The 21,436-nt window shown below is 69.5% G+C and carries 21 protein-coding genes and 1 riboswitch; of the genes, 5 read left to right on the forward strand and 16 right to left on the reverse strand.

Annotated elements, in window-relative coordinates; genetic code table 11:
* Positions 1-14 precede the first annotated feature (14 nt).
* The 5 genes from V6W80_RS21030 to V6W80_RS21050 all read right to left on the reverse strand — a co-directional run bounded on the left by V6W80_RS21030 (position 15) and on the right by V6W80_RS21050 (position 5,456).
* A complete protein-coding gene (locus V6W80_RS21030) occupies positions 15-812 on the reverse strand; it encodes an ABC transporter ATP-binding protein (RefSeq protein ID WP_093257274.1) in 798 nt (265 codons plus the stop codon).
* Positions 809-1,867 carry a FecCD family ABC transporter permease gene (locus V6W80_RS21035; RefSeq protein WP_338545310.1) on the reverse strand — a complete coding sequence of 353 codons (1,059 nt, stop codon included), beginning with the start codon at positions 1,865-1,867 and terminating at the stop codon, positions 809-811. Before V6W80_RS21035 ends, V6W80_RS21030 begins: the two co-directional genes overlap by 4 nt.
* A complete protein-coding gene (locus tag V6W80_RS21040; protein ID WP_338545311.1) occupies positions 1,864-2,982 on the reverse strand; it encodes an ABC transporter substrate-binding protein in 1,119 nt (372 codons plus the stop codon). Before V6W80_RS21040 ends, V6W80_RS21035 begins: the two co-directional genes overlap by 4 nt.
* Positions 2,983-3,106: 124 nt before the next feature.
* Entirely contained in the window at positions 3,107-4,459 is a 1,353-nt protein-coding gene (locus V6W80_RS21045; RefSeq protein ID WP_338547487.1) for an MFS transporter, read from the reverse strand.
* A 142-nt stretch (positions 4,460-4,601) separates the two neighbouring features.
* Positions 4,602-5,456, reverse strand: coding sequence for an IclR family transcriptional regulator domain-containing protein (locus V6W80_RS21050; RefSeq protein ID WP_068383265.1), 855 nt, complete (start codon positions 5,454-5,456; stop codon positions 4,602-4,604).
* Between the two features lie 143 nt (positions 5,457-5,599).
* On the opposite strand from V6W80_RS21050, the gene V6W80_RS21055 reads away from it, so the two are divergent.
* Entirely contained in the window at positions 5,600-6,118 is a 519-nt protein-coding gene (locus tag V6W80_RS21055) for a DUF962 domain-containing protein (protein ID WP_338545312.1), read from the forward strand.
* On the opposite strand, the gene V6W80_RS21060 is transcribed toward V6W80_RS21055, so the two are convergent.
* From V6W80_RS21060 to cobG, 7 genes are all read right to left on the reverse strand, one after another.
* On the reverse strand, positions 6,103-6,867 hold the full coding sequence (locus tag V6W80_RS21060) for an ABC transporter ATP-binding protein (protein ID WP_338545313.1): 765 nt from the start codon (positions 6,865-6,867) through the stop codon (positions 6,103-6,105). The two genes, V6W80_RS21055 and V6W80_RS21060, sit on opposite strands and share 16 nt — an antisense overlap.
* Positions 6,864-7,898: a FecCD family ABC transporter permease gene (locus tag V6W80_RS21065; protein WP_068383260.1), complete on the reverse strand. Its 1,035-nt coding sequence runs from the start codon at positions 7,896-7,898 to the stop codon at positions 6,864-6,866. Before V6W80_RS21065 ends, V6W80_RS21060 begins: the two co-directional genes overlap by 4 nt.
* Positions 7,895-8,911, reverse strand: a complete 1,017-nt coding sequence (locus V6W80_RS21070; RefSeq protein ID WP_184290077.1) for an ABC transporter substrate-binding protein — start codon at positions 8,909-8,911, stop codon at positions 7,895-7,897. Before V6W80_RS21070 ends, V6W80_RS21065 begins: the two co-directional genes overlap by 4 nt.
* Positions 8,912-8,942: 31 nt before the next feature.
* Positions 8,943-9,089: riboswitch (cobalamin riboswitch) on the reverse strand.
* Between the two features lie 6 nt (positions 9,090-9,095).
* Positions 9,096-10,766, reverse strand: coding sequence for a precorrin-3B C(17)-methyltransferase (gene cobJ / locus V6W80_RS21075; RefSeq protein ID WP_338545314.1), 1,671 nt, complete (start codon positions 10,764-10,766; stop codon positions 9,096-9,098).
* Entirely contained in the window at positions 10,754-11,494 is a 741-nt protein-coding gene (locus V6W80_RS21080) for a precorrin-2 C(20)-methyltransferase (RefSeq protein ID WP_173147168.1), read from the reverse strand. The genes cobJ and V6W80_RS21080 overlap by 13 nt, the downstream gene beginning before the upstream one ends.
* Positions 11,494-12,120: a precorrin-8X methylmutase gene (locus V6W80_RS21085; protein ID WP_017642945.1), complete on the reverse strand. Its 627-nt coding sequence runs from the start codon at positions 12,118-12,120 to the stop codon at positions 11,494-11,496. The genes V6W80_RS21080 and V6W80_RS21085 overlap by 1 nt, the downstream gene beginning before the upstream one ends.
* Positions 12,113-13,399, reverse strand: coding sequence for a precorrin-3B synthase (gene cobG, locus V6W80_RS21090; RefSeq protein WP_338545315.1), 1,287 nt, complete (start codon positions 13,397-13,399; stop codon positions 12,113-12,115). Before cobG ends, V6W80_RS21085 begins: the two co-directional genes overlap by 8 nt.
* 98 nt (positions 13,400-13,497) lie before the next feature.
* Here cobG and cbiE point away from each other — a divergent pair, with 98 nt between their 5' ends.
* From cbiE to cobM, 3 genes are all read left to right on the forward strand, one after another.
* Entirely contained in the window at positions 13,498-14,700 is a 1,203-nt protein-coding gene (cbiE, locus tag V6W80_RS21095; protein WP_338545316.1) for a precorrin-6y C5,15-methyltransferase (decarboxylating) subunit CbiE, read from the forward strand.
* Between the two features lie 251 nt (positions 14,701-14,951).
* Entirely contained in the window at positions 14,952-15,674 is a 723-nt protein-coding gene (locus tag V6W80_RS21100; protein ID WP_338545317.1) for a cobalt-precorrin-6A reductase, read from the forward strand.
* Positions 15,671-16,402: a precorrin-4 C(11)-methyltransferase gene (gene cobM, locus V6W80_RS21105; protein WP_338545318.1), complete on the forward strand. Its 732-nt coding sequence runs from the start codon at positions 15,671-15,673 to the stop codon at positions 16,400-16,402. Before V6W80_RS21100 ends, cobM begins: the two co-directional genes overlap by 4 nt.
* A gap of 100 nt (positions 16,403-16,502) precedes the next feature.
* On the opposite strand, the gene deoC is transcribed toward cobM, so the two are convergent.
* A complete protein-coding gene (gene deoC, locus V6W80_RS21110) occupies positions 16,503-17,180 on the reverse strand; it encodes a deoxyribose-phosphate aldolase (protein ID WP_338545319.1) in 678 nt (225 codons plus the stop codon).
* A 94-nt stretch (positions 17,181-17,274) separates the two neighbouring features.
* Between deoC and deoR the strand changes: the two genes are divergently transcribed.
* Complete coding sequence (deoR, locus tag V6W80_RS21115) at positions 17,275-18,039, forward strand: DNA-binding transcriptional repressor DeoR (RefSeq protein WP_017642939.1); 765 nt, start codon at positions 17,275-17,277, stop codon at positions 18,037-18,039.
* On the opposite strand, the gene V6W80_RS21120 is transcribed toward deoR, so the two are convergent.
* From V6W80_RS21120 to rbsK, 3 genes are read right to left on the reverse strand one after another with little or no spacing between them, the layout of a single operon-like run.
* Complete coding sequence (locus tag V6W80_RS21120; protein ID WP_338545320.1) at positions 18,032-19,117, reverse strand: aldose 1-epimerase family protein; 1,086 nt, start codon at positions 19,115-19,117, stop codon at positions 18,032-18,034. The genes deoR and V6W80_RS21120 overlap by 8 nt on opposite strands.
* Before the next feature lie 13 nt (positions 19,118-19,130).
* Positions 19,131-20,462, reverse strand: coding sequence for an L-fucose:H+ symporter permease (gene fucP / locus V6W80_RS21125; RefSeq protein WP_271653187.1), 1,332 nt, complete (start codon positions 20,460-20,462; stop codon positions 19,131-19,133).
* 47 nt (positions 20,463-20,509) lie between these two features.
* Positions 20,510-21,436, reverse strand: a complete 927-nt coding sequence (rbsK, locus tag V6W80_RS21130; RefSeq protein ID WP_338545321.1) for a ribokinase — start codon at positions 21,434-21,436, stop codon at positions 20,510-20,512.

Consider the following 21,436-nt stretch of genomic DNA (forward strand, 5'->3'; position numbering starts at 1 on the left):
CTGCAACCCTGCGGTCAGGCCTCGCTGAAGGCCTGGCCGGTCAGCGGCTGGACCACTGGACGGCCCTGGCGGTCCTGCAGGATGTCCACCGCCACGCCGTAGGTGGCCTCCAGCAGGTCGGCGGTGACGATGGCCGCGGGTCGCCCGGCGGCCAGCAGGCCACCGTTCACCAGCACCAGCAGCGAATCGGCGTACTGGCAGGCCAGGTTGAGATCGTGCAGCACCACCACGGTCACCTGCTGGTGCAGCCGGGTCTCGTGGCGTACCCGATCGAGCAGGTTGATCTGGTGCCGCAGATCCAGCGCACTGACCGGTTCGTCCAGCAGCATCACCTCGGGTTCGCGCATCAGCACCTGGGCGAAGAACACCAGCTGCCGCTGACCGCCACTCAGGGCGCCCAGCTGGCGCGACGCCAGATGGCCGATCCCCACCTCGTCGAGCTTGCCCAGCGCCCGTTCCAACAGCTCATCGTCCAGATGCAGGGTCAGCCGTTCCAGGCTGCCCATGGCCACCGTCTCCAGCACCGACAGCGCCGCCTCGGCATGGGAATCCTGGGGCATGTAGGCCACGCCCTGGCGCCAGCCCTCGCGCTGAGCGCGGAGCGAAGCCCCCGCCACCAGCCGCCGCTCGCCGCGTTCGATATGGCCGGCCGCCAGCGGCAGGTCCCCGGCCAGGGCGCGCAGCAGGGTGGTCTTGCCGGTGCCGTTGGGGCCGAGGATCACATGGACCTGGCCGGGATGCAGCTCGGTGCTCAAACCGGAAATCACGGTGCGGTCGCCGCGCTTCAGCGCGAGGTCATGGAGGCGGATCATAGGCTGGACCTGCGCGGGGCGAAGATGAGCCAGAGCAGGAAGGGCACCCCGACGATGGCGGTGACGATGCCCACCGGAAACAGCGCCCCGGGCAGGATCGACTTGGACAGCACCGAGGCGAAGGACAGCATAAGGGCGCCGCAGATGGCGGACAGTGGCAGCAGGAAGCGCTGATCCCCCCCCACCTGCCAGCGGGCGATATGGGGCGCGACCAGGCCAACGAAGCCGATCACCCCGACGAAGCTGGTGGCCGTGGCGGTCATCACCGCCACCAGGATCAGTACCTTGAGGCGCAGGCGGCGGATGTCCACGCCCAGGCTCTCGGCACGCGCCTCGCTCAGGCGCAGCGCGGCCAGTTTCCAGGCATCGCGCAGGAGCAGAATGCAGCACAGCAGGGTCACCCCGGCAACGATGGCCAGGGTGGTCCAGGTGGCGCGACCGAGGCTGCCGAACAGCCAGAAGAGGATCTGCTGGGAAAGCTCCGGCGAGGACAGGAACTGCACCAGCGACAGCAATGACTGGAAGAGGAACAGCAGGGCGATGCCACCGAGGATGATGGTGTCGCTGCCGGTGCGCTTGAGCGAAGCCAGGGCGAAAAGGAACAGTGCCGCCAGCATGGCGAAGACGAAGGCGCCCAGCGGCACCCCGATCAGCGCGCCCAGGCCGAAGCTGCCCAGTGCCAGGCTGAGGGCCGCGCCACAGCCGGCGGCAGCCGCCATGCCCAGGGTGTAGGGACTGGCCATGGGATTGTTGAGCAGCGTCTGCATCTGCGCTCCGCCGGCGCCAAGGGCGGCGCCTACCGCCAGGGCCATCAGCGCCACCGGCAGGCGCAGGTCGCGAACGATGGCGTCGGTCATCGGCTGCCGCTCGCCGAGGCCGGTCAGGGACTTGAGCACCTCCAGCGGTGAAAGCAGCGAAGGCCCGGTGGCGATGTCCAGCACCAGACCCGCCAGGGTCAGCAGCAGAAACACCCCGCAGGCCCGCCAGCGCCGCCGCTCGCGGGCGCGCTGGTCGGCGATGGCGTCCGCGTGGCTGGAGGGTGAGGAAGCGCTCATGGATTCAGGCCTATGGCGAAGGTGCCCTGGGGCTGGATCGGCATGTAGCGGCGGTAGAACTCACGGTAGTTGGCCATGGGATCCACGTCCTGGAACAGATCCGGATAGAGCTGCTTGGCAATGAACTGCAGCATGGCGAAGTCTTCCAGGCTGCGCGAGGCACCCTGGTAGACGCCATAGAGACGCCCGTCGCGGATCGCCGGCAGATTGCTCCAGCCCGGTCGCTGCATGAAGGCGCGCAGGTGGCTGCGGGCGTCATCGGCGGTCACGCCGGGGCCCATGGGCAAGGCGATGGGATTGCTGTTGTCCTCGCGCCCGGAGATGAAGATGACCTCTGGCTGGGCCATGAGCACCTGCTCCGGATTCATCACCCCCCACCACTGGATGAAGGGCGCGGCGATGTTGTCGCCGCCGGCCAGGGTGACCATGGCGCCCCACATGTTGCGGCCATAGGTGAAGGAGTACTCGGCCGGCCCCTTGTTGCCGAACTCGGCATAGACCCGCGGCTTCGGACGATGAGCGGCCGCGATGCGGGTCTGGATGTCCTCCACCACCTTGGCATAGAAATCGGCCAGCTCGGCGGCCCGTGCCTCCTGGCCGGTGATGATGCCGAGCAAGCGGGTGGAGGCCAGGTGGCGCTCCAGGGTCTGGGCGTTGTAGTCGATCGCCACCACCGGGATGCCGAGCTGTTCGAGGCGCTTGACCTCGCTGTCCAGCGCCTGGAATTGCCAGGCGGCCAGCACTACCAGGTCCGGCTTGAGAGCGAGGACCTTCTCCACGGAAAAACTATTGTTTTCCGTCTCCCCCACATCGGGAAGGGTGGCCAGGGAGGGTCGGTGGGCGACGTTGAGCGCCCAGTTGGCCGGCACCTTGCGCTCCCAGGCACCGCGGGAGACACCGACCACGGCGTCGAAGGCGTGCTCGCCACCGACCGCCAGGTAGTCGCCATAGTGGAAGCCCAGCACCACGCGCTTGGCCGGCGCGTCGATGGTCACCGTGCGCCCGAGGACGTCAGTGACTTGGCGCGTCTCGGCGAAGGCCGGAGCAATCAGAAAGCAAGCGATAAGCGTTACCAGCCGGACAGCCCACTGCCCGCGGCGAGCGAAACCTTTCATGGAACCCCTTGGACGTCTGCACCGCTCTAGCCGGGTGACTGCGGAGCGTGCAAAGGGTGCAACTTTACGCGGTGGCAGCGCCTGCGCCTAGCGCCCGCCACCGGCAAAGGGGAAGCCGTCGACGCTAGGTCGCGTCGGCGTGGCTGACCACGCCCTTGATCAGCACGGCCAGGGCCGCGAGACCCGCGGGCAGGAGCAGTGCGGTGAGCACCTGGGTGAAGGTCCAGCCCAGGCCCAGCAGGGTCGCGCCCATCCAGGCGCCGGTGATGGCGCCGAAGCGGCCGATGCCGAGCATCCAGGACACCCCGGTGGCGCGGCCATGGGTCGGGTAGTAGCGCGCCGCCAGCGACGGCATGGCCGACTGGGCGCCGTTGATGCACATGCCGGCCACCAGCACCAGGGTGGCGACCAGGGCGACCTGGCCCAGGCTCTGGCCCACGCAATAGGCGAAGATCCCAGCCAGCACATAGAACAGGCCGATCACCTTGTGCGGATTGAATCTGTCCATGGCCCAGCCGACGAACACCGCGCTGAGCACCCCGCCGAACTGGAACAGCGCGCCGATCAGTGCGGCCTGCTCCAGGCTGGCGCCGGCGTCGCGCATCAGCGTCGGCAGCCAGCTGGTGAGCAGGTAGACGATCACCAGGCCCATGAAATAGGTCAGCCACAGCAGCAGGGTGCCTGCGCTGTAGTTGCGGTTGAAGATCACCGCGAAGACGTTGCCGGTCTTGACCGACTTCTGCTCGGGCACCACGAAGTGCCGGGCCTCGGCGGCCTCGCGGCCGATGGGCGCCAGCACCCGCCGGATGCGCTCGGCGCTCTTGCCGTGCACCACCAGATAGCGCGCCGATTCCGGCAGCCAGAGCAGCAGCACCACGGCCAGTGCCAGCGGCAGTACCCCGCCCAGCACCAGCAGGCTGTGCCAGCCATAGGCCGGGATCATCCAGGCCGAGACGAAGCCACCGCCGGCCATGCCCAGGTTGAAGCCGCAGAACATGCTGGTCACCAGTAGCGACTTGAGGCGCTCGGGGGTGTATTCCGAGAGCAGCGTGGTGGCGTTGGGCATGGCGGCGCCCAGGCCCAGCCCGGTGAGGAATCTCAGGATCACCAGCTGTTCGAGGTTGGCGCTGAAGGCCGACAGCAGGCTGAAGCCGCCAAAGATGAAGGTGGCGACCACCAGCACGCCCTTGCGGCCGAAGCGATCGGCCAGGGGCCCGGAGCCCAGGGCGCCGAAGACCATGCCGCCCAGGGCGGCGCTCATCACCGGCCCCAGGCTGGCGCGTGGGATGCCCCACTCCACCGACAGCGCCGGGGCGATGAAGCCCATGGCCGCGGTGTCCAGGCCGTCGAGAAAGACGATGAGAAAGCACAGGGCGACGATGCGCCACTGGTAGGCGGACAGTGCCTGGCGATTGATGAACTGCTGGACGTCCAGGGTGCCGACTGTCGCCGTGGCCGGATGATCGGCCAGGGGCATGGCGCCCGCGAGGGTTTGCGTCATGGTGGTCTGCTCGTGTTGTTGTTATCGGCGTAGTGCGCCACTGCGCCGACGTTAAGCCCAACTCCGAACAGCTGACAATTCGATTATCGGCGATATGGCCGATAATCGACCAGATTCGCTAGTGAAACAGCCGGGTACTCAATTCCTGGCTGGCCGCCAGCAGCACCGGCAGGAAGCGCGTCTCCAGCTCCTGGCGACTGACCCGACTGGCGTGGGTGCCGACGTTGAGTGCCGCCAGCACCTGGCCAGCGGCGTCTCTCAGGGGCACCGCCAGGGATCTCAGCCCCACTTCCAGCTCCTGGTCGACGATGACGTAGCCCTGCTGGCGCACCTGGCCCAGGCACTCGATGAGCGCTGGCGGCTGATAGAGGGTGCGGCTGGTCTTGGCCTGCAGGTCGGCGTGTTCCAGGTAGTCGTGCAGCGCGGCATCGTCCAGGGCGGCGAGCAGGATGCGGCCCATGGAGGTGCAATAGGCCGGCAGCCGGCTGCCGACGCTGAGGTCCACCGAGATCAATCGCTGCGGCGTCGCCGAGCGGGCGATGTAGAGGATCTCGTCGCCTTCCAGGGTGGCCATGGAGCAGGCCTCGTGCAGTTGCTCGCTCAAGCGATCGAGCACCGGCTGGGCGGTGACCGCCAGCGGCGTGGACGACAGGTAGGCGTGCCCCAGGGTCAGCACCTTGGGCAGCAGCGAGTAGGTGCGGCCGTCGGTGGTGACGTAGCCCAGCTTCATCAGGGTATGCAGGCAGCGGCGCACCGCGGCGCGCGGGATCTCGGTGCGATGGCTGATCTGGGCGATGGTCAGCTGGCGCTTGCGCTCCTGGAAGGCATGGATGACCGCCAGGCCGCGGGCCAGGGAGGTCATGAAGTTGGGGTCGCCGGTGAAGGCTTCGATGCGCTTGGCCGGCGAGGCGATGATGGGCGGCGCGGCCAGTGGCGGCAGGCCCGTGGCGTGAGCGGTGCGGTTATCGTCCATCGGACCGGTCCTCGGCAGGCTTTTGATCGATTATCGAGCGAGGGGGCGATTATCGCAATCGCATTTCTCCTGGTGCCCGCTGACGCGCAGGGTCTTCCCGGTGCATGCTGAGGCTTCCCGCCCAGCCGCCTGGATGCCTGCCGATGAAGACCCTGGAAGATCATCTCAGCCATTACGCGAGCTACCACCGCGATCCGCGCAACATCGCCAGCCACTTTCCCGGCATCCTGCTGATCGTGCTGGCGGTGGCCATCCTGCTGTCGCGACCGGTTTTCAGCCTGGCCGGCTGGCCGCTGTCGCCCGCGGTACCGGTGGCCGGGGCGGTGGCGGTCTTCTACCTGCGCCTGGATCGGCCGCTGGGGCTGCTGATGAGCGTCCTGCTCGCGCTCGCCCTCTGGCTGGGCGCCGCGCTGGCGGCCCAGACCACGGGCGTCTGGCTGGCCTGGGGACTGGGTCTTTTCCTGGTCGGCTGGGCCATCCAGTTCGTCGGTCACCACTACGAGGGGCGCAAGCCGGCCTTTCTCGACGACCTGGCCGGCCTGGCCATCGGCCCGCTGTTCATCGCCACCGAAGCCGTCTTCTGGCTGGGCGGTCGCCAGCAGCTCAGGCAGGCGATCGAAGAACGGGCCGGCCCGGTACGGCGCCGTCAGCCCAGCCGATAGCGGATCGACGGCCGACCGTCGGGACCGTCCAGCGTCACCTGCGCCCTCACCCCCCAGACCTGCTGGATCAACTCGGCCGTCAGCACCTCGCCCGGGCCGCCTTCGGCGACCAGGCGGCCGTCGCGCAGCACCGCCAGCCGATCGCAGAACAGCGCGGCCAGGTTGAGATCGTGGATGGCCAGCACGCAGGTCGCCGGCAGGCGGCGGACCAGGTCGAGGATCTCCAGCTGGTGCTGGATATCGAGGTGGTTGGTGGGTTCGTCCAGCAGCAGTTCGCTGGGCTCCTGGGCCAGGGCGCGGGCGATCTGGGCGCGCTGGCGCTCGCCGCCGGAGAGGCTGTGCCAGCGCCGTGCCGCCTTGTCGACCAGACCGACCTGGGCCAGGGCGCGCTGGCAGACCTCGGCGTCGCGCGCGCTCCAGGCATCGAGCAGGCCACGATGGGGCGTGCGCCCCAGGCGCACCACCTCGGCCACCGAGAGATCGGCCTCGGTACCGGCCTGCTGCTCCACCAGGGCGACCCGGCGCGCCAGGTCGCGGCGGCGCAGCTCGGCCAGCGGCGTCGCGTCGAGACTGACCCCACCCTCCTCCGGCCGGCGCAGCCCGGCCAGCAGCCGCAGCAGGCTGGACTTGCCCGAGCCATTGGGGCCGAGCAGTCCGAGCACCCCGCCGGGCGGCACCGCGAGGGTCACCCCGGCGAGGATCGGCTGGCCACCGGCGCTCCAGGCCACGTCCCGCGCGGCGAGGCTCATCGGACCTCCCGCGCGCGGTAGAGGATGAAGGCGAAGGCCGGCGCGCCGACCAGGGCGGTGACCACGCCGATGGGCAGGGTCTGCTTGGCCACCAGGGTGCGGGCGACGATGTCGGCCAGCACCATGAACAGCGCGCCGATCAGCGCGCAGGTGGGCAGCAGCCGGCCATGCCCGGGGCCGACCAGGAAGCGCGCCACATGGGGGATCACCAGGCCGACGAAGCCCACCGCGCCCACCAGGCTGACCAGGCAGGCGGTGATCAGGCCGGTGACCGCCAGCAGCAGCAGGCGCAGCGGCCCCACCGCCACGCCCAGGCTGGCGGCGGCGTCCTCGCCAAAGGCAAAGGCGTCCAGCGCCCGGGCGCAGGCCAGGCACACCAGCAGACCAGCGAGCACCACCCCGGCGGCTAGCCAGACGTCCGGCCAGCGCACCCCGGCCAGGCTGCCGAGCAGCCAGAACATCACGCTGCGCGCCTGCTCGGCGTTGGCCGCGGTGGCGACGATGTAGGCGGTCAGGGCATTGAACAGCTGGGAGGCGGCCACCCCGGCGAGGATGATGCGGGTGCTGCCGCCACTGCCCAGAAAGGGCAGCACCACGGCGAAGGCCAGCACGGCGCCGAGAAAGGCGCCGAGCGAGACCCCGAGCACCCCGCCGCCGACGCCCAACAGCATCACCAGCACCGCACCGGTGGAGGCGCCGGCCGACAGCCCCAGCACATAGGGTTCAGCCAGGGCGTTGCGCAGCAACGCCTGGAGGATGGCGCCGGAGACCGCCAGGCCCGCACCGCAGCAGGCGGCGACCAGGGCGCGACTAAGGCGGTATTCCCAGACGATGCCCTGGACGATGCGCTCCACCGGATAGGGCCCCAGGCCCAGGCCGTTGGCGATGGCCTGCAGACTGGTCAGCGGGGCGATGGGCATCTCGCCGAAGGAGGCCGCCAGCACCACGCTCGCCGCCAGCGCCAGCACGGCGGTCAGGCCCAGCAGCCAGCGCCAGGGCCGGGCCCCCTCGGCTGCCAGGGGCAGGCTCATGGTTGCGGCTTGGCCAGATCGGCGGCCAGGGTCTCGACGCTGTCCACCACCCGCAGCGAGGGATTGAGGGTCGGGGCGTCCACCACCAGCAGGTGGTTCTCGCGCACCGCGCGCAATTCGCGGGTCAGGGGATCGCTGCGCAGGAAGGCCAGCTTCTTGTCGACGTCATCGGCGGGATAGAGACGGCGGTCCATGCGCGCCACCACGATATAGTCAGGGTCCAGACTGGCGATGCGTTCCCAGCTCACCGCCGGCCATTCCTCAGCGCTGTCGACCACGTTGCGCAGGCCCAGGGCGCGGGCGATCCAGGCCGGTGCGCCGAGGTTGCCGGCCACCCAGGGATCGCCTTCCAGGCGCGGGCTGGAGAACCAGAACAGCACCGAACGCCCCTGGACCCCGGCAGCCTTGGCCTGCTCCCCAGCGGCGGCGATGCGGCGGTCCAGCTCGGCGACCAACTGCTTGCCGGCCGGCTGCACATCGAGAATGGCCGCCAGCTCCTGGGCCTCGCGGGTCACCAGCTGCATGTCGAAGGGCGCGCTGCGGCTGCCGTCGCTGTTGGAATCGGCGGTCACTGCCTTGCCTTCGCAATCGCTGGGCGCCACATAGGCGGCGATGCCCAGCTTAGCGAAGCGCGGGAAGTCCGCCACCTCGCCGCCCGGGCCGACGTGATAGGTGTACTGCGCCGCCACCAGGTCCGGCCGGGTGCCGACCACGGCTTCGAAGCTGGGGGCGTTGTCGGCCAGGCGCGGAATGCCCTTGCCCTCCTCCTGCAGGTCCTTCGGCAGGCCGCCGAACCAGACCCCGGTACCCACCAGGCGCGCGCCCACGCCCAGGCGCAAGAGCAACTCGGTACTGGCCTGACCCAGACTGACCAGCCGTTGGGGCGCACGCTCGAAGACCAGGTCGCGACCGCAGTTGTGGATGGTCAGCGGATAGGTCGTGGCAGCCTGGGCGCTAAGGGCGGAAACAGATAGCAGGCCGGCGGCGAGCAGCGGTGAAAGACGGCGAAGCATGGACTCTCCTTGGGATGACGCGTCCCTTGTGGATGATGGGTATCCCCTGGCGAGGTCTGGCTCGCTTCTTACGAAGCTCACAGTGGCGCGACCGCGCCGGACTCTCACCGGCTTCCCGCCAGGGAACAGGAAGGTCGCCGAGGGTGGGCCAGCGGCGACCAGGATTCAAGCATTAAATGTTACTTTATAACAATTCCGGATCATACCAGCGCGGCGTATAGACCCACTCGCCGCCATCGGCCCGCGGAAAGCGCCGGGTATGGCTGGAGCCGAGGATCACCAGGGTGCGCGAATCCACCATGTCGCTGCGCAGGGCGCCGAGGCTGGTGTATTCGAGACCGCCACCCGGACGGCCGACATCGCGACCGAGGATCACCGGGGTGTTCGCCGGACGGCAGCTGCGCAAGACGTCCAGCGCCCGCTCCAACTGGTGCGGGCGGGCCTTGGAGATGGGGTTGTAGAAGGCCATGGCCAGGTCCGCTGCTGCGGCCTGGCGCAGGCGCTGCTCGATCACCGCCCAGGGCTTGAGGTTGTCGGACAAAGAGATCAGGCAGAAGTCGTGGCCCAGGGGCGCCCCGGCCAGGGCGGCGCTGGCCATGGCCGCGGTGATGCCCGGCAGGATCTCCAGCTCGACCGCCGCCCAGCGCGGATCATCGGCGCCTTCCAGTACCTCCAGCACCGCGGCGGCCATGGCGAAGACCCCCGGATCGCCGGACGACACCATGACCACCTGACGACCGCTGGCAGCCAGCTCGAAGGCATGGCGGGCACGCTGCAATTCTTCACGGTTGTCGCTGGCATGGGCCAGCTGGTCCGGACGCAAGGGGCCGGCCATCTGCACGTAGGTCGCGTAGCCGAGCACGTCCTGGGCCTCGTCCAGAGCGCGGCGCACTACGGGTGCCATGAGCTCGGCCGCACCCGGGCCGAGGCCCACCACGCTGAGGCGTCCGCGGTGCTGGCCGAGGTCCTCGGCGTCCAGGGGCCGGTCATGCAGGTGCAGGGCGATGCCCCGCTCCTGGGCCCGTTCCACCGTCGTCAGGGCGAAGTCCGGCGTGTTGGCGTCGACGAATCTCAACGGCACATCCAGTGCCTGGCTCAGCTCGGCCAGGCCGGGCACGGCCATGTCTTCCGCCCGCGCCAGCAGCACTGCCACGGCACATGGCGCATAGCCGGTGCTGGCAAGCAGTTCGGTGACGGCGGCAGCGGTGGCATCGGCGCGTACCGCCACCAGCACGGCGCGGGGATGGATCAGCAGGGTATGGTCGTCGGCGCTGGTCATGGGCGAGACCAGGATGCGCTGCCGCGCCTCGGGATCGCGAGCCAGGGGTACCTCATCCAGCCAGGGCGCCTCGCCCTCGATGCGTACCGGGGCGCCGGCCAGCAGATCGGCCACCCGATGCTTGGCCACGTCGACGTCGGCCAGGGCATAGCCGGCCGGTGGATCGAGCAGGCAGGTGCCGAATCTCAGTTCGCCACTGGTGGTGATGGCCGGGGCCACGTCCAGCAAGGTACCCAGCTGGCGAGCCAGACGGTTGGCACCGGCCAGACCGCCCAACAGCGGCACCACGGCGCTGCCGTCTTCGGCCACCGCCAGCACCGGCGGCTCGGCGGTCTTGTCATCCAGCAAGGACGCCAGGGTGCGGATGACGATACCGGCGGCGCAGAGCACCACCAAGGGCCGCTGCTGGCGATAGAGGTCACGCAGGTGGTCGCCGAAGGCGTTGTAGCTGACATCGCCCTCGACCCGCCCGGCCAAGCCATGCACCAGGCTGCCCGGCAGGCCGTCCTGCAGGCGGCGGGCGGTGGCCAGGGCGCCGGGGCCGAGGATGACGATGGCCGGGCTCAACCCTTCCATTTCACCCCCGGTACCACCACCAACGAGAAATACGGCGAGGCCATGGGCTCGACCTCGTCCAGCGCCACGATGCGCTGGTTGTCCATGGTGGCGCGCTCGATATAGCGGGCACGCTCGTCCAGGCCGAGCTCGCGCAAGACCTGGCGCACCTTCTCGAAATTGCGCCCGAGCTTCATCACCACGGCGGCGTCGGCGCTGGCGAGGCGCGCCTTGAGTTCCTCGGCGGAGAGCACCCCGGAAAGCACCGTGAGAGTCTGGTTGCGATAGACCAGCGGCAGACCGAGCATGGCCACACCGCCGAGCATGGAGCAGACCCCCGGCACCACCTGGGCCTCGTAGCGCTCGGCCAGGCGGTCGTGCAGGTACATGTAGGAGCCGTAGAAGAAGGGATCGCCTTCACAGATCACCGCCACGTCACGGCCGGCGTCCAGATGGTCGGCCACCTGGGCGGCGGCGGTGTCGTAGAAGTCGGCGATCACCGTCTCGTAGGACAGCGGCGGCGCCAGCTTCTCGGTAGTCACCGGATAGACCAGTGGCAGGCGCTGCTGGCCGTCCAGCAGATAGCCCTCGATGACGCCATAGGCATTGCCGCCCTGGCCCGCGTTGGCCTTGGCCTTGGCGACGAAATAGGCCACCACCGGCGCGCCCTGCAGGAGGCGCAGGGCCTTCAGGGTGATGAGTTCCGGATCGCCGGGGCCGACGCCCAGGCCGAGCAGGCGGCCGGCCATCACTCCACCTCCGTGGCCAGGGCATTGACCGCTGCCGCGGCCATGGCGCTGCCGCCACGGCGGCCGCGGACGATGACGTAGGGCACGCCGCGACTGTCGGCGGCCAGGGCGTCCTTGGACTCCATGGCACCAACGAAGCCCACCGGCATGCCGAGGATCAGCGCTGGCCTGGGCGCCCCGGCATCGAGCATCTCCAGCAGATAGAACAGCGCCGTGGGGGCGTTGCCGATCACCACCACGCTGCCGGCCAGGTGCGGCCGCCAGCGCTCCAGGGCCACCGCCGAGCGGGTGTTGCCCTGGGCCACGGCCAGCTCGCGGATACCCTCGTCGTGCAGGGTGCAGATCACCTGATTGTTGGCCGGCAAGCGAGTGCGGGTAACGCCCTCGGCGACCATGCGGGCATCGCAGAGGATGGGCGCGCCGGCCGCCAAGGCCGCGCGACCGGCCGCGCCGGCACCCGGGGAAAAGGCCAGGTCCTGGACCACGTCGACCATGCCGCAGGCGTGGATCACCCGCACGGCGAGCTTTTCCAGGTCGGCGGGGATGGCCGAGAGATCGGCTTCGGCGCGGATGGTGGCGAAGGATTGGCGATAGATCGCCTGGCCGTCGCGTTCGTATTCAAGCATCACTGGGACTCCGGGCCAGCCAGGCGGCGGCCTCGTCGAGGGATAGTTGGGTGGCGCGCCGCCGGCCCGGACCGGGCTGGGTGGTGTCGCGCACGAAGAGGTCATAGCGGCCGGGAGCCACCGCCAAGAGGGTATGGGGCGCCTGGCCGGCCAGGGCGCAACTGCGCGGGCAGCCGGAGAGATGCACTTCCAGGTCCGCCGGCAGCCGCTCGGCCAGGCGCAGGGCATTGTCCTTGGTGTCGGCCTGGCCCTTGGCGCAGCCCTGGCTGCCGGTGCAGGCGATCAGCCGGGCCAGGGGTGCGGCAGGGTCGGTGGTCAGGTCCAGGGTGGTCAAGGCCGTGAGCAGCGCCTGGGCCTTGTCGGTCGGCACATCGGGCAGCAACAGGCCCTGCCAAGGGGTCAGGTGCAGGTCGCCATTGCCGTGGTGCTCGGCCAGGTCGGCGACGGCGGCCAGGCTCGTTGCCGGCAGGCGGCCTAGGGCGGGCTGGGCGCCGATCCAGCAGTGACCCGGCTGAAGCTGGAGATGGCTGCCCAGGCGCAGCTCGGTTGCGGCAGCCGCGCGTGGGCTGCGCGGAACCGGCAGCAGGTCCAACCCCGCCAGCAGTTCGGCGACCGGACGCTGCGCCAGCAGCTGGCGCATGCGGCTCTGCTCGGGACCGGCGAGATCGAGAAAACGATGCAGCAGCCGCGTCACGGTCGCCACCTCCTGGCCCGGGACGATCAGTCCAACCGGCGCATCCAGCGGGATACCGGCGAGACCGAGCACGTAGCCCTCGGCGCGAGCAGACAGCCAGACATCATGGGCATGGTCGAGCCGCGCCAGGGCTTCGCCGCCGTCCAGTTGCAGAGCGAACTTGGGCGACAACCCATGCAGTCGACGATCGCCTTCCAGCAACGCGAGCAATTCGGCGGCCAGGGGACGGACATCCCGCAGCTGCTGCGGATCGCGCCCCGCCGCGGGGCTGAGCAGTAGATTGCGCACGTCATCGGCGGCCGGATCACTCGGGCCCAGACCGGCGGCCTGCAAGGCAGCCACCAGGGCCGCGGCTCCTTCCGGGCGCACGCCGCGCAGTTGCAGGTTGGCTCTGTTGGTCAGCTCCAGGACCCCGCTCGCCCAACGCTCGCTGGCCAGGGCGACGGCGCGGGCCTGAACTGCCGTCAGGCGTCCGCCCGGCAACTTCACCCGGCACAGGCCGCCATCGCGCGCGGGCACGATGCGCAGCAGCCCCGGACAGGCCGAAGGCCGCGGGACGAGGGCGGAGGGAGACGGAGGATTCACGGCGGAAGGTCGGGCTGAACGGGGAAAGACGTTATTATGCCCGCTTTGCCCGACCCCTTGAAAACGCCCGGTCGGCTGACGTTCGATGAGGTGTGTTCATGATCCCCTGGCTGACCGTGGTGGGTATCGGCGAAGACGGCTACCCCGGCCTGGGCAAAAGCGCCCGTCGCGCCTTATTGGAAGCGCAGGTCGTCATCGGCGGTCCGCGCCAGCTGGCGCTGCTGCCACCCTGCATCTGCGCCGTCCGCGAGCCCTGGCCACAGCCCTTCGCCCTGGCCCCGGCGCTGGACCGCCGCGGCACCCCGGTCTGCGTGCTGGCCAGTGGCGATCCCATGCTGTTCGGCGTCGGCGCGAGCCTGGCACGCCAGCTGTCGGCCGACGAACTGCAGGTGCTGCCGGCGCCCTCTTCCTACTCCCTGGCCGCTGCGCGCCTGGGCTGGCCCCTGCAGGAGGTCGCGTTGCTATCGGTGGTGGCCCGGCCCCTGGCCGGGGTGGTGCGCCATCTCCATCCCGGCGCGCGCCTGCTGGTCTTGAGCAACGACGGTCACAGCCCCGCCGCCCTGGCCGCCCTGCTGGTGGACCAAGGCTTTGGCGCCAGCCAGCTGCAAGTGCTGGAGCACCTGGGTGGCCCCCTGGAACGCCGCATCGCCGGTCGCGCCGAAGCCTGGTCGCTGACCGAGGCGGCGGCGCTCAATCTGGTCGCCATCGAGGTCCTGAGCGAGACCGGTGAAGCGGGACTGCCGCTCACCCCCGGTCTGCCGGACAGCGCCTATCGCCACGACGGCCAGTTGACCAAGCGCGACGTGCGCGCCGTGACCCTGGCGCGTCTGGCGCCGCGTCCCGGCGAACTGCTGTGGGATGTGGGCGCCGGCTGCGGCTCCATCGGCATCGAATGGGCGCGCAGCCATCCCGGCTGCCGGGTGCTGGCCATCGAGGCCGATGCCGGTCGTCAGGCCCATATCCTCCACAACCGTGACCAGCTCGGCGCCCCGGCGCTGCAACTGGTCGCCGGCCAGGCCCCGGAGGTCCTGGCCGGTCTGGCCACCCCGGACGCCATCTTCATCGGTGGTGGGCTTACCGCGCCGGGCGTGCTGGACGCTTGCTGGACCGCGCTGCGCCCCGGCGGTCGCCTGGTCGCCAACGCCGTGACCCTGCAGACCGAAGCCGCCCTGGTGGCCTTTCGCGAACGCCACGGTGGTGACCTGACCCGGTTGCAGGTGGCCCAGGCCCAGCCACTGGGCGCCTTCGATACCTGGCGTGCGGCGCTGCCTATTACCTTGCTGGAAGTGGTGAAGCCGTGAGTCTTGGCTTGGGTTTGGCCCCCTCACCCCAGCCCTCTCCCCATGGGGGAGAGGGGGTGGTTGGGTGGTGGCTTGGAAGTCTGGCGTCCGGGCTGCCGCCCGCTGCTCTGCTCAACAGAGAGACTAGCCGTCCTGCTCCCCGACTCGACGCCAAGCACCGCTCTCCCTCCCCTCTCCCTCGGGGAGAGGGGCCAGGGGTGAGGGCGCGCCATGCCTGACGAAGCCTCCGCCGCTCTTACGGAAAACCGCCCATGAAGATCCTCCTGCTCGGCGGTACTACCGAAGCCCTGGCCATCGCCCGCACGCTGCCGGCGGAGGCCATCTACAGCCTCGCCGGCCTGGGTCGGGTGCCCCAGGACCTGCCCTGCCAGGTACGGGTTGGCGGCTACGGCGGCGCCGCGGGGCTGGCCGCCTTTCTCCACAGTGAAGGCATCGAGCTGCTGCTGGACGCCACCCATCCCTACGCCGCCCAGATCAGTTACAACGCCGCCCAGGCCGCTGCTGACGCTGGCCTGCCCTGCTGGGCGCTGCGTCGCCCCGGCTGGCAGGCCGGACCGGGCGACGACTGGCGCGAGGTGGCCGACTGGGCCGAGCTGCAGACCGCGCTGGCGCCCTTCGCCCGGCCCTTCTTCACCCTGGGTCGCGAGCCGCTGGAGCATCTCCAGGAGATTCCCGGCGGGCAGTTCTGGACCCTGCGCCTGCTCGATGCCCATCCCGGCCACGCGCGGGCACGGATCATCGCCGACCGCGGTCCCTTCGCCCTGGAGGCCGAGCGCGCGCTCTTCGCCCAGGGCGACTTCGATGTGCTGATCGGCAAGAACAGTGGCAGTGCCGCTACCCAACCAAAGCTTCAGGTCGCCCGCGAGCGGGGCCTGCCGGTGCTGATCCTGCGCCGCCCTGCCCTGCCCTGCGTCGACCGCGAATTCGCCAATGTCGCCGAGTTGCTCACCGCCCTGGCCGAGGAAACCCCATGACCGTCCATTTCATCGGCGCCGGCCCCGGCGATCCCGACCTCATCACCGTCAAGGGCCAACGGCTGATCCGCCAGTGCCCGGTGATCCTCTATGCCGGCTCCCTGGTGCCGCCCGCGGTGCTGGAAGGTCACCAGGCCGAGACGGTGATCGACACCGCCAGCCTAGATCTCGACACCATCGTCGGCCACCTGGCCGCCGCCCACGCCCGAGGCCAGGACGTAGCCCGAGTGCATTCCGGCGATCCCTCGCTGTACGGCGCCATCGGTGAGCAGATCCGCCGCCTGCAGGCGCTGGGCATCGCCTACGAGATCATCCCCGGCGTAACCGCCACCGCCGCCTGCGCCGCCCTGCTGGGTTGCGAACTGACCCTGCCCGGCGTCAGCCAGACGGTGATCCTCACCCGCTACGCCAGTCGCACGGCCATGCCGGAAGGCGAGGCGCTGGCCGATCTCGCTCGCCACCGGGCGACCCTGGCCATTCACCTGGGCGTGGGCCAGCTGGAACGCATCGTCGCCGACCTCCTGCCCCACTACGGCCCCGGCTGCCCGGTGGCCATCGTCCACCGCGCCAGCTGGCCGGATCAAGACAGCGTCCAGGGCACCCTGGCCGACATCGTCGAGCGGGCGCGAGACAAGGATTTCCGCCGCACCGCGTTGATTCTGGTAGGCGAGGTGCTGGCGCCGGGGGATTTCCAGGATTCCAAGCTGTACCGGCAAGGACCGGGGTAGCACTCGTAGGTTGGGCTGAGGCGGCTCCTCCGCCGAAGCCCAACACAAGGCGGCATCGTTGGGCTTCGCTGCGCTCAACCCAACCTACAGGCGTCCTGCTCTAATACCCCGCGCCACCCTCGCCGCCGCTGACGATGGCCACGCCCGAACTGGTCCCCAGGCGGGTCGCGCCGGCGTCCAGCATGGCCTGGGCAGTGGCTCGGTCACGCACGCCACCGGAGGCCTTGACGCCCATCTCCGGGCCCACCTCCTGGCGCATCAGGCGGATATCCTCCAGGGTCGCGCCGCCGTGGCCGAAACCGGTCGAGGTCTTGACGAAGGCGACCCCGAGGTCGCGACAGATCCGGCAGGCCTGGCGCTTCTGGGTTTCGTCGAGCAGACCGGTCTCCAGGATCACCTTGAGCGGTACCGCACCGCAGGCGGCCTGGACCGCGGCAATGTCGGCGGACACCTCCTCCAGCAGGCCATCCTTGAGCCAGCCGATGTTGAGCACCATGTCGATCTCCCCCGCCCCGGCGGCGATGGCCTGCTCGGCTTCGAAGGCCTTGGCCGCGCTCAGCCCGGCGCCGAGCGGAAAGCCCACCACCGCGCAGACCTTGACCGCACTGCCGGCCAGTTGCGCCGCGGCGTGGGGGACCTGGGCGGAATTCACGCACACCGAGTAGAAGCCATGGGTACGCGCCTCCTGGCACAGGCGCTCGATCTGGGCGCGTCGGGCATCGGCGGCGAGCAGGGTGTGGTCGATGGTCTTGGCGAGTTCGCCGGGTTCAAGCTGCATGGGGCCTCCTCAGGCACGGGTAGCGTATGATCGGATCAGAATTCTTGGTTGGTGCGGCCTGCACCTCTAGTCGGACTCCCGTAGCGCACCCCTCATGGATAGCAAGAAAGCCGCTCGGCTCAAGCTGATGCACCAGGCGCTGCAGGATCAGCACGCCATTCACCTGCGCGAGATGGCCCAGCTGCTGGGTGTCTCGGAAATGACCCTGAGACGCGACCTGCGGCTCCCGCCGGACGGCCTGCGCCTGCTCGGCGGTCACGTCACCCGCGATGTCGGCGGCAGCGAGGCGCCCGGCTACCAGGTGGTGGAACAGGACCTGCGCCAGGTCGAGGAAAAGCGCCGCATCGGTCGGCTGGCCGCGGCGCAGATCCGCGCCGGCGACACCGTCTTCCTCGATTGCGGGACCACCACGCCCTTCGTAGTGGACTTCATTCCCGATGACCTGGAATTCACCGCCGTCTGCCATTCGCTCAATGTGCTGCTCAAGCTGCAGCAGAAGGTCAACTGCACTCTGGTGGTGTGCGGTGGCACCTTCCAGCGCAAGAACCAGATCTTCGAGAGTCGCCTGGAGACCGGGGTGCTCGACGGCGTGCGCCTCACCCACGCCTTCGTCTCGGCGGCCGGGGTGAGCGAGGACTTCGGCGTCACCTGCTTCAACTTTAACGAGGTCGAGGTCAAGCAGAAGGTCCTGCGCCAGGCCCAGCAGCGACTGCTGCTGGTCGACCATACCAAGTTCGACGTGGTGCGCGCCGCGCATTTCGCGGCGCTCGACGACTTCGACTTGGTGGTCAGCGACGGGCGCATTCCGCGCAGCTATCGCGAGCGGATCGAGGCGAACGGCGCGCAACTGCTTACCTGATCCGCGCCGGGTCGGCCAGGCGCGCCAACAGCGCCTCGCGCTCGGCGGCGGCGAGGTAGCCGGTGCGCACGCTGAAGGCGCGCCGTTCACCCGGCTGCAGCTGCTGCACCTGCCCCTTGGCGGTCTCGGCCAGATAGCCCTCCGGCTCGCAGGTCGCCGGCAGCACGAAGGCCGCCACCTGCTGATCGGGGTTGTGCAGCACCCAGCGCGTGGCGTGGGGCAAGCTCTCTGGGCGATAGGCCGTGTAGAAAGCAGCGCCGCCCGGATGCTCCAGCAGGAAGTGCGCTTCCCCCGCCGCGTCGGTGCCCGGCGCATCGATGAAGCTGACGATTTCCGGCTGGTAGCGCGCCGGTGCATCCAGCACCCGCAGCCGCTCGGAGTCCTCGGCCAGCTCGGCGATGAAGGCCTGCCAGTCGGCGGTCGGCCGCACATGGGCCGGCACGCTGGTGCGCACCCGGGTGCGCGCCACGCCCAGCGGCTCGTGGAAACGACCGCCGGGTACGTAGGCGTAGTTCATGTGGGCCATGTACATCAGGTCCATGGGCTGGCCGGCCTGGTTTTCCACCTCCAGGCCCAGCTCGAACACGGCGCTGTCCGGCCTCAGGGTCACGCTGGGCTGGGCGCGATAGCGATCGCCAAACCCCATGGCGTAGTCATGGCGCCCGCCCAGGCGCAGGAAGTCACCCTCCGCGTCCCGACCCAGCTCCAGCCAGGCCTCGTCCAGCGGTGCGCAGGGCAGTTCGCCGTGCAGCTCGTGGCTGTCCTCCGGCGCCGGGCAGCCATTGCGCAGCACCCCGGCGTGGAACATGAAGCAGCCATAGGTCTCGATGATCCGCCGGGTCGGCCGCGGCTGGTCGAACAATCCGGGCATGGTCAGGCGGCAGCCGTCGAAGCTGGCGTCCCAGACCATCTGCCCCTGATAGGGCAGCACGACCAGCCGGCCGCGGCGATTCTCCAGCGCCAGGGCGCGCACCCCGGAGGGATAGGTCCAGGCGCGCACCTGGAAGGCGTCGCTGGCGAGCAGGGTGCGCTCGCACGCGGTGAATTGCTCAGGCTGCAGGGGCAGGCGTACGGACATGGCGGCGCCCTCCTCAGGCGGTCTGGGCGGCGCCCACCGGCAGCCGCTCGCTGGCCGGATGACGCAGGCAGTAGAGGGCGTAGGCGACGATCACCGTGAAGCACAGCAGCGGCACCGAATAGGCCAGCTGCATGTTGCCACCGGTGTAGTCGGACAGCAGGCCCTGGAAGATCGGGATCACCCCGCCACCGACGATGCTCATCACCAGCAGCGAACCGCCGAATTCGGTATCGCGGCCGATGCCGTCGACGGTCAGGCCATAGATGGTCGGCCAGCAGGGGCCGAGGAAGATGCTCACGCCCACGGCGGCGTACACCGCGGTGATGTTGGGCACCAGAATGGTGTAGGCCAGCAGGGCGATGCACAGCACGCCGTAGACGCCCAGCACCTTGGCCGGATGCCAGCGGCGCATCAGCAGGTTGGCGATCAGCTTGCCGACGAAATAGGCGGCGAAGGTGGTGAGCAGGAACCAGGAGGCGCTGCGCTCGTTCATGCCGCCGAGCTGCATGGCCAGGCGGATGGTGAAGCTCCAGACGCCGACCTGGGCGCCGACATAGAGGAACTGCGCCAGCACGCCAAAGACGAAGCGCGGATTGCGCCGCAGCCGCCCGAGGCTGGCGGCGATGCCGTCGCGCTCGCTGCGCACGGCATCGTTGCCCTTGCAGGCCGGATAGCGGGTACAGGCGATCAGCACGAAGATCAGCACCAGCACGCCGATCATCCACTGGTAGGGCGTCAGGGTGGCCTGGATCATCTGCAGCTGCTGGGCGGCGGCCTCGGCGGGATTCATCTGCAGCAGCTGCGCCTGGCTGGCGTCGCCGTCCTTGAACATCACGAAGCTGCCCACGTAGACACCGGTCATGGCGCCAAAGGGGTGAAAGGTCTGGGAGATGTTCAACCGGCGGGTACCGGTCTCGCGCGGCCCCAGCAGGGTCGAGTAGGTGTTGCAGGCGGTCTCCAGAAAGGACAGCCCGGCGGCGATCACGAACAGCGCCAGCAGGAACATGCCGTACTTGGCCATGGAGGCGGCCGGAAAGAACAGCAGGCAGCCGACCATGTAGAGGAACAGGCCGAAGAGGATGGTCGTCTTGTAGCTGAAGCGCCGGACCATCAGCGCGGCCGGCAGGGCCAGGAAGAAATAGCCGAGGTAGAAGGCCGACTGCACGAAGGCGGTCTGGAAGTCACTGAGCAGGAAGGCCTTCTTGAAGTGGGCGATGAGCACGTCGTTCATGCTCGCCGCGGCGGCCCAGAGCGCGAAGATGCAGCACAGCAGGATGAAGGCGAACCAGGGCGTGCGGTTCAGGTAGTAGCCGTCGGCGCTGGGCCGCAGGGGTGACTGGCTCATTGTTGTTCTCCGTAGGGGTGCCAGGGTGAGGGATTGCCGACCTTGCGTCAGAGATCCAGGGACGCGAGGTAGTCTTCGAAGACTGCGGCCTCGGGATAGGAGGTCTGGGTGCCGCGCCCGGTGACCGACAGTGCCGAATAGGCTACGGCGCGCTGCATGGCGTCCCGCAGGCCGAGGCCCTGGACGCGGCCATGGGCGAAGCAGCCGATGAAGGCATCGCCGGCGCCGGTGGTGTCGATGGCCGCTACTGTCTGGCCGGGCAGGCTGAATTCGCCCTCCTCGCCCACGTACAGCGCGCCCTGGGCACCGAGGGTAACCACCACATGGCGGATGCCGCGACCGGCCAGCACCCGCGCGGCGGCGAAGGCGCTCTCGCGATCCTGCACGGGCAGACCGCTGACCAGGGCCAGTTCGGTCTCGTTGGGGACGAAGTAATCCAGCCGGGCGAGGTGCGCGGCGCTCAGGTCGGCCACCGCAGGGGCCGGATTGAGCAGCACGGGGATACCCAGGCGCTGGCCGCAGTCGATGGCGGCATAGACGGTCTCCAGGGCGATCTCCAGTTGCAGCACGATCAGCGCGCAGTCGCGCAGATCGGCTTCCGCGGCCTGGATGTCGGCCGGGCCGAGGGCGGCGTTGGCGCCCTTCACGATGAGGATGCTGTTGTGCGAGTCGGGCTGGACGAAGATCGGCGCCACCCCGCTGGAGCGACCCGGCGCGCGAGTCACGTGACGGGTGTCGATACCGAAGCGGCGGAAGTTGGCCAGGGTGTTGTCGGCGAAGAGATCGTCGCCGACCTTGGTCACCATCAGCACCTCGCTGCCCAGCTTGGCCGCGGCGACCGCCTGGTTGGCGCCCTTGCCGCCACAGCCTAGGGCGAAGTCCGGCGCTTCCAGCGTCTCGCCCTGCACGGGCAGTCGCTCTATATAGGTGATGAGATCGACCATGTTGCTGCCGATGACCGCGATTTTGCCCAT

The sequence above is a fragment of the Pseudomonas benzopyrenica genome, assembly GCF_036884265.1.
Taxonomy (GTDB): Bacteria; Pseudomonadota; Gammaproteobacteria; order Pseudomonadales; family Pseudomonadaceae; genus Chryseomonas; species Chryseomonas benzopyrenica.